Below are 14,292 nucleotides of genomic sequence, written 5' to 3' on the forward strand. Positions count from 1 at the left end.
TGGTTAAGTATTGAACTGACAAGTTCCTTTAGTGTTTTATGGTAAACAAAATGGCTCTATCTTTTCTTTAAAGGCGATATCACTAATAGGCTGGAACGACCTTACTCCAACACCAAGCTAGAAGCTACCAAGAAACTCATCAAAGGCATCAAGTACAATCTTTTGGTTATTGGAAGATGATAACCTCAAAAAACAGTTTTTTTTGCTTTGAACATCAAAAACTCTAAGTAGACCTATCCTGCTAACTCATGATAAAAAGGTTTTCGACATATAATAAAGTTGAACAATACAAATCCGTACTCTTTAATTGGGATTTCCCTAGTCTGTATCAAAAACTCTCGGATACGCCCAGAGCGCAAAAATAACATTACTAAAAGTCTCTTATTCGATTGTTTGAGCTTAAAATAGGAGGCTTTTAGTAGGGAAGTCATGATTGAAATCTGTTTTGGCATTGATGTCCACCAGAAATCCTATCAAAAAGAAAAGGCGTTAGGACTGAGGCAACAGTTCTAACACCAAAACTTAAAATTTTTCAAGAACAGTATAGCACAGAAAGGGATTTTTGCACTATTTTTTATGTTTTTTCAAATAAAAAGAGAAGACCAAACTGGTCCTCTCTCGGTGTTAGCTATAAGTCAACCCACTAGAGTTGACAATTAGCCACTATAAGCCACTCACTGCAGCTGATAAAGTGTTAATTTTTCTATTATTCTGTAACAGTTGCTTCATCTGAAACTGGTACTTCCTCAATAACTTCCACTTCATTAACAGATTGTGGTTCGATGTTACGATAGCGTGCCATACCAGTACCAGCTGGAATGATTTTACCAATAATAACGTTCTCTTTGAGCCCAAGAAGATGATCTTTCTTACCACGGATAGCTGCATCTGTAAGGACACGTGTTGTTTCCTGGAAGGAAGCCGCAGACAAGAATGAGTTGGTCTCAAGAGAGGCTTTCGTAATTCCCATAAGAACTGGACGAGATGTCGCAGGAATACCACCAGAGATAACAATATCTTTGTTAGCATCTGTGAAATCAGCGATATCCATGAGTGTCCCTGGAAGAAGATCAGTGTCGCCTGGATCCATGACACGAACTTTACGAAGCATTTGACGAACCATTACCTCAACGTGTTTATCCCCGATTTCAACCCCTTGGCTACGGTAAACTTTTTGAACTTCAGCAAGAAGATAAGTTTCCACAGAAAGGGTATCACGAACTTCAAGAAGACGTTTCGGTTGGATAGAACCTTCCGTCAAAGCCGCACCACGAGCAACTTCGTCACCGACTTCAACTTTCATACGAGCTGTGAATGGTACCACATACTCACCCATACCAGTCTTACCTTGCACATAGACTTTCTTAGTGCGGGTGGCAGCATCCTCTTCAATTTCGATAACAGTCCCTTTAACCTCTGTAATTACGGCTTCCCCTTTAGGATTACGTGCTTCAAAGATTTCTTGGATACGAGGAAGACCTTGTGTAATATCCGTGTTTGAGGCTACCCCACCGGTGTGGAAGGTACGCATTGTAAGCTGAGTACCAGGCTCACCGATAGATTGAGCAGCAATAGTACCAACTGCCTCACCAACTTCAACCGCATCGCCAGTTGCCAAGTTGATACCGTAACAGTGACGACATACCCCATGACGCGTGTTACATGTAAAGACAGAACGGATAGTTACTTCTTCAACACCAGCATTGACAATCTCAGCAGCTTTATCTTCTGTGATAAGTTTATTAGAACCGATGATTGTTTCGCCAGTGATTGGGTTTTTCACTGATTTCTTAGTATAACGACCTTGAAGACGTTCTTCAAGTGTTTCTGTTACTTCCTTACCATCTGTGATAGCTGTGATTGTCAAACCGCGATCTGTTCCACAGTCATCTTCGCGAATAATAACATCCTGAGCGACATCAACCAAACGACGAGTAAGATAACCTGAGTCAGCAGTTTTAAGGGCCGTATCGGTCATACCTTTACGCGCACCGTGAGTTGAGAAGAACATTTCCAAAACGGTCAAACCTTCACGGAAGTTAGACAAGATAGGAAGTTCCATGATACGTCCATTAGGAGCCGCCATCAAACCACGCATACCAGCTAGTTGGGAGAAGTTAGAGATATTACCACGGGCTCCAGAGTCCATCATCATAACGATAGGGTTCTTAGGATCTTGTGTTTCAATCAAGCGTTTTTCAAGAGCTTCTTTAGCTTCGCGCCATGTTGTCGTAACAGCGACATAACGATCATCCTCGGTCATAAGACCGCGACGGAAGGCTTTGTTAATATCCTCAACACGTTGGTGAGCAGCATCAATGATTTCAGCTTTGTTATCAATAACAGGAATATCCGCAATACCAACAGTCAAACCAGCAAGCGTTGAATGGTAGTAACCAAGGTCTTTCAAACGGTCAAGGAAGGCTGATGTTTCAGTCGTACGAAGACGTTTGAACGTCTCTGCGATGATGTTACCAAGATTTTTCTTCTTGAATGGTGCATTGAGTTCAAGTGAGTCGATGACTGGTTGAATATCTTGGCCTGGTTCCAAGAAGTATTTATCTGGTGTTCCATCCGTCAAGTTAGCATTATTTGGCTCTTGAAGGTAAGGGATTTCAGTTGGAATCACATCGTTAAAGAGGATTTTACCAACAGTCGTTACCATGATTTTGTGAAGCTGGTTTTCTTTCCAAGGTTTATTTGGCATACTATCAACGGCGATACCAACACGTGAATGCAAGTGAACATAGCCATTTTGATAAGCCATTACAGCTTCATCACGATCCTTAAAGACCATGCCTTCACCCTCACGACCTGCATCTTCCATAGTTAGGTAATAGTTACCCAAAACCATATCCTGTGATGGTGTAACAACAGGTTTACCATCTTTAGGGTTAAGGATATGCTCAGCTGCCAGCATCAGAAGGCGGGCTTCTGCTTGTGCTTCCTCAGAAAGGGGCACGTGAATAGCCATTTGGTCTCCGTCAAAGTCGGCATTATAAGCCTCACACACAAGTGGATGAAGACGAAGAGCTTTACCATCAATAAGGACAGGCTCAAAGGCTTGGATACCCAAACGGTGAAGAGTAGGGGCGCGGTTAAGAAGAACAGGATGTTCCTTAATCACTTCTTCAAGAATATCCCAAATGCGTTCATCACCACGTTCCACCATGCGTTTTGCTGCTTTAACGTTACCAGCATACTCGCGAGCAACAATTTCACGCATCACAAAAGGTTTGAAGAGTTCAATCGCCATTTCACGTGGGACACCACATTGATACATTTTAAGAGTAGGACCAACGGCGATAACCGAACGACCTGAAAAGTCAACACGCTTACCAAGCAAGTTTTGACGGAAACGCCCTTGTTTTCCTTTAAGCATGTGGCTCAAAGATTTCAAAGGACGGCCACCAGGACCTGTGATTGGACGACCACGACGACCATTGTCGATCAAAGCATCAACCGCTTCTTGGAGCATCCGTTTTTCATTTTGCACGATGATACCTGGAGCGTTAAGTTCCAAAAGACGCGCTAAACGGTTGTTACGGTTAATAACACGACGGTAAAGATCGTTAAGGTCAGATGCTGCAAAACGACCACCATCCAATTGAACCATTGGACGAAGATCTGGTGGAATAACTGGAAGGATGTTAAGTACCATCCACTCAGGTTTATTTCCAGATTTGTAGAAAGCATCAAGAACATCCAGACGACGAACTGCTTTCACACGTTTTTGACCAGAAGCTGTTTTAAGTTCCTCTTTAAGTTCTGCGATTTCAGCTTCCAAATCCACTCGCTTAAGAAGATCTTGGATAGCTTCTGCACCCATTTTAGCCACAAACGAACCATAACCATATTCTTGAAGTTTTTCACGGTATTCGCGTTCAGTCAAGAGAGATTTTGCTTCAAGCGGTGTATCCATAGGGTCAATAACCACGTAAGCTGCAAAATAGATGACTTCTTCAAGAGCACGAGGGCTCATGTCAAGGGTAAGCCCCATGCGAGATGGAATGCCTTTGAAGTACCAAATGTGTGATACAGGAGCTTTCAACTCGATGTGACCCATACGTTCACGACGAACTTTAGCACGTGTCACTTCGACACCACACCGGTCACAGACGATGCCTTTATAACGGATCCGTTTGTATTTACCACACGCACATTCCCAATCTTTTGTTGGGCCAAAGATGACTTCATCAAACAGCCCTTCACGTTCTGGTTTTAATGTACGATAGTTGATTGTTTCAGGTTTTTTAACTTCACCATAAGACCAAGAGCGGACCTTACTAGGTGAGGCTAATGTGATTTGCATACTTTTAAAACGATTTACGTCAACCACTAATAGTACCTTTCTTCATTATCAATATTACGCAGTCAAAGGTAATGGAAAACCACTACCTGACCTTGTAACAGCTTGTTAGCTTAGGAATAGTTCCTAAGACTAACTTTTTTGTTTCATCTTTTATTATTTATCTTCGGCTGCTGCCTGTGCTAATTCTGCTGACTCTTTAGCTTGTTTTTCACGTGCTTTTTCGAGATCATCAACATGCATCACATCATCATCTTCGCCTTCATCAAGATCACGAAGTTCAACCTCTGTGTCTTCATCATCAAGGACACGCATATCGAGGCCAAGAGATTGCAATTCTTTAACCAGAACGCGGAATGATTCTGGCACACCTGGTTTTGGAATTGGTTTACCTTTTGTGATAGCTTCATAAGCTTTAAGACGACCAGTCACATCATCTGACTTATACGTCAAGATTTCTTGAAGGACATTTGATGCACCGTAAGCTTCAAGAGCCCAAACCTCCATCTCACCAAAACGTTGTCCACCGAATTGAGCTTTACCACCAAGTGGTTGTTGGGTAACAAGTGAGTAAGGACCTACTGAACGAGCGTGAAGTTTATCATCAACCATGTGGTGAAGTTTGATCATGTACATGACACCAACAGACACGCGGTTGTCAAATGGTTCGCCTGTACGACCATCATAAAGGACAGTCTTCGCATCGCTATCCATACCAGCTTCTTCAACCGTTTCCCAGAGATCCTCTGCAGTTGCTCCGTCAAAGACTGGTGTTGCCATGTGAATACCTAAATTACGAGCGGCCATTCCTAAGTGAAGCTCCATAACCTGACCGATATTCATACGAGATGGCACCCCAAGAGGGTTAAGCATGATATCAACAGGCGTTCCATCTGGAAGATATGGCATATCTTCTACTGGTACAATCCGTGAAACGACACCCTTGTTACCATGACGACCAGCCATTTTATCGCCGACTTTAATCTTACGTTTTTGAGCGATATAAACGCGAACAAGCATGTTAACACCTGATTGCAATTCATCACCATTAGCACGCGTAAAAATTTTCACGTCGCGAACAATACCATCACCTCCGTGAGGTACACGAAGCGAAGTATCACGCACTTCACGCGATTTATCTCCGAAGATAGCGTGTAAAAGACGTTCTTCAGCAGAGAGATCTTTCTCACCCTTAGGTGTGACTTTACCAACTAGAATATCGCCTTCTTTAACCTCAGCACCGATACGGATAATCCCCATTTCGTCAAGGTCTTTGAGCGCTTCTTCACCAACGTTTGGAATTTCACGAGTGATTTCTTCAGGGCCTAACTTGGTATCACGTGTTTCTGACTCAAATTCTTCCAAATGAACAGAGGTGTAAACATCCTCTTTTACCAGACGTTCAGACATGATAACGGCATCCTCAAAGTTGTAACCTTCCCAAGTCATGTAGGCAACAACTGGATTTTGACCGAGAGCCATTTCCCCATTTTCCATAGAAGGACCATCGGCGATAAAATCACCTTTTTCAACCATATCGCCAACTTTAACTAGTGTGCGTTGATTGTAGGCTGTACCTGAGTTTGATCGACGGAATTTTGTCACATGATAAACATCAAGAGAACCATCTTCACGGCGAACTTCAACTTTTTCAGCATCCGAGAAAACAACCTTACCATCATGTTGAGCAATAATAGCTGCTCCTGAGTCATGGGCTGCTTGATACTCCATACCAGTACCCACATAAGGGGCTTTAGGATCAATCAATGGAACAGCCTGACGTTGCATGTTGGCACCCATAAGGGCACGGTTTGAGTCATCGTTTTCCAAGAAAGGAATACATGCCGTCGCAACGGCAACTACCTGCTTAGGAGAAACATCCATGAAATCTGCTAAATGCGCTGGGTATTCTTGGTTGACACCTTGATGACGTCCCATGACAATCTCTTCAGCAAATGTATTATCATCATTAAGTTTCGAGTTAGCCTGAGCAACAGTATATTCATCTTCTTCATCGGCCGTTAACCAAACAATGTCATTCGTCACTCGACCTGTTTCACGATCAACTTTTCGATAAGGTGTTTGAATAAAACCATACTTATTAAGATGCCCATAAGAAGACAGGTTATTAATCAAACCGATATTTGGTCCCTCAGGAGTCTCGATAGGACACATACGACCATAGTGGGTATAGTGCACGTCACGCACTTCATAACCAGCACGATCACGTGTCAAGCCTCCAGGTCCAAGGGCTGACAAACGGCGTTTGTGAGACAACTCAGAAAGTGGGTTGTGTTGATCCATGAACTGTGACAACTGTGAAGAACCAAAGAATTCTTTAATAGCAGCTGTTACCGGACGGATATTGATGATTTGCTGTGGTGTTAAAACTTCGTTGTCTTGAACAGACATACGCTCACGCACATTACGTTCCATACGAGCAAGACCGATGCGGAATTGGTTAGCAAGAAGCTCACCAACAGCACGAATACGACGATTACCTAAGTGGTCAATATCATCAACTTTTCCGAGACCTTCTGCAAGGTTAAGGAAATAGGACATTTCAGCTAAGATATCCGCTGGTGTAAGTGCACGAACCTTATCGTCTGGATTAGCATTACCAACAATCGTCACTGTACGGTCAGGATCGCTTGGGGCTACCACTTTAAATTTTTGTAAAATAACTGGTTCCGTCACTACTGCATAATCGTTTGGTGTGTAAACAAATTTGTTCAAATCACCATCTAAATGCTCAGCGATAGACTCAATCACATCACGAGTCATTACCGTACCAGATTCGACAAGAATCTCGCCTGTTTCACTATCAATCAAGTTCTCAGCAATGGTTTGGCCAAGAAGACGTGTTTTCACATTAAGTTTCTTGTTGATTTTATAACGACCAACAGCAGCCAAATCATAACGACGTGGATCAAAGAAACGAGCCGTCAATAAGCTACGTGATGAATCAGCCGTCTTAGGCTCCCCTGGACGAAGACGTTCATAGATTTCTTTAAGGGCCTCATCCGTACGTGAATCGTTTGGATTTTTATGAATATCTTTTTCGATAGTGTTACGAACAAGATCTCCTTCACCAAAAATGTCAATGATTTCATCATCACCTGAGAAACCAAGAGCACGAACAAGGGTTGTAAATGGAATCTTACGTGTACGGTCGATACGTGTGTGAGCAATATCTTTCGCATCTGTTTCAAGCTCAAGCCATGCACCACGATTTGGGATTACAGTTGAACCGTAACCAACTTTACCGTTTTTATCAACTTTGTCATTGAAATAAACACCTGGTGAGCGAACCAGTTGAGAAACGATGATACGTTCTGCACCATTGATGATGAAGGTACCCATTTCTGTCATGTAAGGAAGATCCCCAAAGAAAACTTCTTGTGTCTTAATTTCACCCGTTTCTTTGTTAATCAAACGGAAAGTAACAAACAAAGGTACTGAATAGTGAGCGTCGTGAGCACGCGCCTCTTCAAGTGTGTACTTAGGTTCTTTTAATTCATAGCCTACAAATTCCAACTCCATAGTATCCGTGAAGTTTGAAATCGGAAGTACATCCTCAAATACTTCACGCAAGCTGTTATCCAAGAAATCTTGGAATGAATCTGTTTGAATTTCAATTAAGTTAGGTAAATCAAGAACTTCTTTAATTCTTGAAAAACTACGACGGGTACGATGTTTCCCGTATTGAACGTCATGTCCTGCCAAGTCTTACTCCTTTATTAAATGAGTTATGAACGAAAATCGTTCGAGTTCAATCACGAAGTTCATTTTAGCGTTCTACTAAAACAACTTCAGGTTATTGACGTTGATTAATTTTCAGAATCTTTAAATGTTCGTTACATATCTAAAGAATGACGAAAATAGGCACAAAAAGAGCAGCTAAATCGGACTCCTTAAAGTATGATTTAACTGCTTTATGCCACGGTTGGACAATATTTCAACCGTGATTAAACGTCAAATAGTTGTTTACATTATAACATTGATAAACTTAAAAATCAAGTTTATCGTCGACTATTTCTTTTTGTATTATTCGATTGGTTACCACCACCAGTAATACTACTCCAAGCTTTTTGATAGTCACTATCAGTACCACCAATACCGAAGCGGTAAGTCATATTACCAGCACCATTTTTTGCCCAGTAACTGGTTGTTGTATTTCCACTGATCGTGTAACGTCGACCATTTTCCGATGCCGTTCCAGGTTTTAATCCAGTTTGCTTATTGACAGTAGATTTTATCACACTTGAATCAAGAGAGAATTTCTGACCACCGTCAAAGGCATTAGGATCAGCCTGATTAATGGCATTCACAAGATTCGCTAAATAATTCGAATGGTTGTCATAGCCTGTCAATTTTCCTAAAGAGGTATTGTTATCATGACCAGCCCATGATGCCAATGATACCTTAGGTGTTGACACAGATAGCCATGCATCTGAATAATCATTTGTTGTCCCTGTTTTACCTATCCAATCGTTATTAGCCAACGACCCATTCAATGAGCGCAATCGACTCATAAACTGAGTAGTCGTGCCTGAATCAAGTGGCCCGCGAAGCAAGTCCTGTAAAATCGTTGCTGTGGCTTTAGAGAAAACCTGGACAGATTCCGCTTTGTGCTGATAAATAACTTTGCCTTCATTGTCAGTAATCTTATCAACCATATAACCTTTAACATAGGCGCCATTATTAGCAATCATTTGATAACCATTTGCTAACTGTTCAACAGTCATGTCAATACCACCACCAAGTGGTAAACTTTCGATATCATAGTTATCAATAGAAACTCCCATCTTGGTCATATAATCTTCAACATCAACACCCTTGTCTCGTAAAAGTTTATAAGTCCAAAAAGCAGGAATATTCCAAGAAGTATTCAAAGCTTCTTGGAGAGTAACCATTGCTGTCCCTTCATTATCAACGTGCATGATTTTTTGACCACTCGAGTAAGTTGTCGGATAGTTTGACAACATAGTGGCACTTCCCATTAAGCCTTGGTCAATAGCTGGTCCATAAGCAATCAAGGGCTTAATAGTAGATCCTGGCGATCTTTTCGTATCAAAAGCATGATTGTTTTGATTGGTCGTATAATCACGTCCACCAATAAAGCCGAGAATGGCTCCAGATTTATTATCTATTAAAACATTTCCAACTTCTGTACGCCCAGTTCCATCATCTAAAAGGTTTCCATACTGGTTAACAGCATTTTGCATAGCTTCATAAATAGGCTTATTAATGGTTGTCGTTACTTGATAGCCCCCCGATTGGAGTTCCTCTAACGCACGCTCTTCATAAGCAACCTTAGTAGCATCATTTTTCAAATCTTGAGCAGAAACCCCATCTTTTTTGATCAAATACTCATACATTATCTTCTGTGCTTCTTCCATCACAGAATAATAAAGGTAATCATGCTTAGATGCCGCCACAGTATCCGAAGCAATAAAATCCTGTTTTAAATCATAAGATTTATAAGAATGATACTCACTCTTAGTAAGATAACCTTCTCGATACATATTGTATAAAACATTACTTGCTCGCGTTAAACCAAATGATAACTCTTCATCAGATTTCAAACGACCATCCCCACTATAAGGAGAATAAACAATTGGACTTTGTGGTAGACCAGCAATAAAAGCTGCTTGCGGAACAGTCAACTCCGCAGCAGACTTACCAAAAATACCTTGCGCAGCTTCTTCAACACCAGCAATATTTTGTCCCTTGTTATTTCGTCCAAACGGAGATACGTTCAGATAAGACGTCAAAATAGCATCCTTATCCATATCTTTTTCCAAAGAAAGAGCATAGATAATTTCTTTAGCTTTACGCTTAAAAGTCGGGTCATCCCCAAGAATTTGCTGCTTCAAGAGTTGCTGAGTCACAGTAGAGCCACCACTGGACTCTCCAATCCCTAGAAGCGATGACATCAGAGCCCGAAAGACTGCTTTAGGCACCACACCACGGTGGGTCTTAAAATTCTCATCCTCAGTTGAAATGATCGCATGCTTGAGATTATCAGAAATAGCATCACTTGCAACCGGTGTACGTAAAAGATCCGTATCAACATCTGAAATCAATGAACCATCAGAATAAGACAGCTGAGAAATTAGAGAACCCGTTTCAACTTTCTTAATCAGCTCTGCTTTATCCGGAACTTGAACACCATCAATTTGACTGGCCAAATACCCAAGTCCAAGACCAGCACCCAACATGGTCAAAAGCAATACAATAATATAAATAAAATTTGATAATAATTTGACGATACGTAAAAAGATAGATAGACTATCTGCTACAAACCAACCACGATCTGAAGATTTCTTGGTAGAATGATTTGTTTTATGTCTCGGCCCTTTAATAGAAAGGCTCTGCTTTCCCTTATGTAACCAAGTACGTGCTTTTTTCTTAAAATTAGACATAAAATACCTCAATAGCATTATACCAAACTTCTGTATAGCTTGCATGGGACAAAGTATTTCTGATATAATGAGTGCTAACACAAAACTTATTTTGGAGGCTTATATGAATATTTTTGAAGAACTAAAAGAAAGAGGCTTAGTCTTCCAAACGACTGATGAAGCAGCCCTCGAGAAAGCATTAACCGAAGGGCAAGTTTCTTTCTACACGGGTTACGATCCAACAGCAGATAGCCTACATTTAGGACATCTGGTTGCCATTTTAGCAAATCGTCGCCTCCAATTAGCTGGTCACAAACCTTTTGCGCTTGTTGGTGGAGCAACAGGACTTATCGGCGACCCATCATTCAAAGATGCTGAACGTAGTCTTCAAACCAAAGAAACTGTCGACGGTTGGGTTGTAAAAATTCAAGGACAGCTATCACGCTTTCTGGATTTCGAAAACGGAGATAACAAAGCTGAAATGGTTAACAACTACGACTGGTTTGGATCAGTCAGCTTTATTGATTTCCTTCGTGATGTGGGCAAATACTTCACTGTGAACTACATGATGAGCAAAGACTCCGTTAAAAAACGTATTGAGACGGGTATTTCCTACACAGAGTTTGCCTACCAAATCATGCAAGGTTACGATTTTTACGAATTAAATCAAAAGCATAACGTGACACTTCAAATCGGTGGCTCTGATCAGTGGGGCAACATGACCGCAGGAACAGAACTTCTTCGTCGTAAAGCTGACAAAACTGGCCACGTTATCACTGTGCCACTTATTACTGATGCCACTGGCAAAAAATTTGGTAAATCTGAAGGAAATGCTGTCTGGCTTGATGCCGATAAAACATCTCCTTATGAAATGTACCAATTCTGGCTAAACGTTATGGATGATGATGCTGTTCGCTTCTTAAAAATTTTCACCTTCCTATCATTAGATGAAATTGCCGCTATTGAAAAACAATTTAATGCTGCACGACATGAACGCCTAGCTCAAAAAGTCTTAGCTAAAGAAGTAGTCACTCTAGTTCATGGCGAAGAAGCCTATCGCCAAGCCCTTAACATCACTGAACAACTCTTTGCAGGAAATGTTAAAAACTTGTCGGCAACTGAATTAAAACAAGGTCTCAGCAATGTTCCTAACTATGCTGTTCAGACTCAAGATGACCTTAATATCGTTGAAATCCTAGTCAAATCAGGCATCTCTTCCTCAAAACGCCAAGCACGTGAAGATGTTCAAAACGGAGCCATCTACATCAACGGTGATCGTATTCAAGATTTAACTTATACCCTCTCTGACGATGATAAAATTGATCAGGAATTAACGGTAATCCGCCGTGGTAAAAAGAAATACTTCGTTCTCACTTACTAAGGCAGCAATAGAAAGTATCCCCGCCACTAGCATACTAACCCCAAAAAGTTAGACAAACAATTATTGAAAGGACTTAGCCCTATATTGAACGAGGCTGAGTCCTTTTCTAACATGCGTCAAGCCTAGCAGAGCTTGTGATGAAAACTATTTTTAAAATGCTAGTCATTGATAGGCCATTGTCTTATTTATGGTGCGGCATCGACTTCAAAAAGGGACACGAAAGCAATACCTTGTCTGGTATTTTGTTAACAAGAGCTACAATGATAGCATATAAGTAGCTTTAGCGATTTCGGGTAGAACAATAATTGTAGGCTCATTGTTAACTGTAGTGGTATATGAAAAGCTAACATTTGGAGAGAAGCAATTTGTTTTTCTCCTTTTTTGATGTTCAAAGCAATAAGAATTCTAGCTTTAAAGTTATCAAAGTTATAAAATCCAAAGACATTACGTTTAATAACTTTGATGAAGTTGTTAGTTGCCTCTATTTTATAGTCGAATGAATTAACTTTGAGAGAAAGAACTGATATGGGGGAAGCACTTGAGTAGGGCGAGGCGAAGGTGACGATGTCCCAGTTACAGCCATCTTTCCACAAATGTAACAGCGGATACGATGTTGCCCTAACTGAATTAGAGTCTTATATCCAGCACATTCTAAATAGAGCATTTTAGATTCTTTTTGGAAGTCATATTTCCTTGTCTGACCTTGCGCAGACGATTCTTAGTCTGAATAACAGCTCTCATAAGATTTAAGTGCTTCAAACTGGCGCTTGATGAGACAGCTCACTTTTTTGGTTTAATATCGCCACCCTTGCAAGAAGACTTGTGCTTACGACAAATTCGAGCCGTTACGTCCATGATTTTTTACTAACCATTGTATTTTCATCAAAATTCATTTCTGATTTTTGTTAAGTATAAACACTTTGTTATTGAACATTTATGGTACTCCTCCGGAGATTTTCCCACTGCTAATTTTTGGATGTTTTTGATGCATATAAAAAGTACTGTTCCTTATAAACAGCACTCAATTATTATAAACCATTACGTTGATGAGGTAGGTTAATTTCGATGATGACGTAGTATCGAAAGCAAACTAACAACTAGGAAAATTCCAATAAAAATTATCGTAATCGTTGCACTAGCAGGTGTTTCCCAAGTATACGACAATAACACCCCTGACAACATTCCAATAAAACCAATTAAAACAGCACTTCCAATAACAGCCTTAAATGATTTACCAATTCGAATACCAATGCTTGCAGGCAATACCATAATCGTTGATACCAGTAAGGCTCCAGCAGCAGGTATCATCAAAGAAATCGCCACACCTGTAATAATATTGAAAATTAATGACATCACCCGTACTGGAAGACCATCAACTAAAGCGGTGTCCTCATCGAAAGTTAACATATACATTGGACGAATAAATAAGGCCGTCAATACTAGGACAATGAGAGCGATAATGAATAAAGCAATAACTTGTTCTTGATTGATAGTAATAATGGAACCAAACAAGTATTGTTCCAAATTAACCCCAGAAGCATTTTCGGACTTACTAGTAATAATTAAAGAAATTGCCAAGCCCAAGGACATGAGAATAGCTGTTGAAATTTCCATATAGTGCTTATATACAACACGTAAGTACTCTAAAAGAATCGATGCTAAAATAACAACTACAACCGTTGTCCAAGTCGTTGAAACGCCTAGTAAAATACCAAAAGCAACGCCAGCTAGAGACACATGACTTAAAGTGTCACTCATCAAACTTTGACGTCTTAAAATTAAAAATAAGCCAAGTATCGGTGCAAACAGACTCATAGCAATAATAGCCAATACTGCTCGCTGCATAAAATCATAGGAGAGCATTTCTAAAATGATATCCATTTTTATCCCTCCTCATGAATATTAAAGCAACGCCAAGGAGAAGACTGATCTCTCACCAAATGAATATTTCGATCAGCATATTCAGCAACCTCCTCAGGATCATGCGTTATCATCAGCACTGCTTTACTATGTTTTTTAGCACTATGATGCATCAGTCTATAAAAATTATCTAAAGTACTTGCATCCATACCTGTTGTCGGTTCATCCAGTACAAAAATATCAGGATCTGAGGCAAACATCCTAGCAATTACGACACGTTGTTTCTGGCCTCCCGAGAGACTCCCAATACGCTTATGACGACTCTCCCACATACC

Annotated in this window: 6 protein-coding genes and 2 pseudogenes (1 of these 8 running past the window's edge); 1 reads left to right on the forward strand and 7 read right to left on the reverse strand. The window is 40.5% G+C overall.

The window, feature by feature from the left end; genetic code table 11:
• Nucleotides 1-706 precede the first annotated feature (706 nt).
• The 3 genes from rpoC to pbp1b all read right to left on the reverse strand — a co-directional run bounded on the left by rpoC (nt 707) and on the right by pbp1b (nt 10,737).
• A complete protein-coding gene (rpoC, locus tag A2G56_RS06530) occupies nt 707-4,339 on the reverse strand; it encodes a DNA-directed RNA polymerase subunit beta' (RefSeq protein WP_062710644.1) in 3,633 nt (1,210 codons plus the stop codon).
• Between the two features lie 126 nt (nt 4,340-4,465).
• Entirely contained in the window at nt 4,466-8,035 is a 3,570-nt protein-coding gene (gene rpoB, locus A2G56_RS06535; RefSeq protein ID WP_062710645.1) for a DNA-directed RNA polymerase subunit beta, read from the reverse strand.
• Between the two features lie 296 nt (nt 8,036-8,331).
• The gene (pbp1b, locus tag A2G56_RS06540) at nt 8,332-10,737 is read right to left on the reverse strand and encodes a penicillin-binding protein PBP1B (protein ID WP_099091473.1); all 2,406 of its coding nucleotides are present in this window, start codon (nt 10,735-10,737) and stop codon (nt 8,332-8,334) included.
• Between the two features lie 103 nt (nt 10,738-10,840).
• Between pbp1b and tyrS the strand changes: the two genes are divergently transcribed.
• On the forward strand, nt 10,841-12,097 hold the full coding sequence (gene tyrS, locus A2G56_RS06545) for a tyrosine--tRNA ligase (RefSeq protein WP_062710648.1): 1,257 nt from the start codon (nt 10,841-10,843) through the stop codon (nt 12,095-12,097).
• A gap of 377 nt (nt 12,098-12,474) precedes the next feature.
• Here tyrS and A2G56_RS11175 read toward each other — a convergent pair.
• The 4 genes and pseudogenes from A2G56_RS11175 to A2G56_RS06555 form a co-directional block, all read right to left on the reverse strand.
• Nucleotides 12,475-12,585 (reverse strand): annotated as a pseudogene (locus A2G56_RS11175) (transposase); the annotation flags it as partial.
• Between the two features lie 74 nt (nt 12,586-12,659).
• A pseudogene (locus tag A2G56_RS10775) lies at nt 12,660-12,800 on the reverse strand (ISL3 family transposase); the annotation flags it as partial.
• Between the two features lie 353 nt (nt 12,801-13,153).
• On the reverse strand, nt 13,154-13,969 hold the full coding sequence (locus A2G56_RS06550) for a metal ABC transporter permease (RefSeq protein WP_062712511.1): 816 nt from the start codon (nt 13,967-13,969) through the stop codon (nt 13,154-13,156).
• An 11-nt stretch (nt 13,970-13,980) separates the two neighbouring features.
• Nucleotides 13,981-14,292, reverse strand: partial view of a metal ABC transporter ATP-binding protein gene (locus tag A2G56_RS06555; protein WP_062710650.1) — the final stretch only. 375 nt of this gene lie beyond the right edge of the window; the window shows 312 of its 687 coding nt (coding positions 376-687); the start codon falls outside the window, past its right edge; it ends in the stop codon at nt 13,981-13,983.

Source organism: Streptococcus halotolerans, assembly GCF_001598035.1.
GTDB lineage: Bacteria > Bacillota > Bacilli > Lactobacillales > Streptococcaceae > Streptococcus > Streptococcus halotolerans.

What these genes read in the sequence shown, in the direction of transcription:
- tyrS (WP_062710648.1), top strand. Translation starts at nt 10,841, where the DNA reads ATGAATATTTTTGAAGAACTAAAAGAAAGAGGCTTAGTCTTCCAAACG.
- pbp1b (WP_099091473.1), bottom strand. Translation starts at nt 10,737, where the DNA reads ATGTCTAATTTTAAGAAAAAAGCACGTACTTGGTTACATAAGGGAAAG.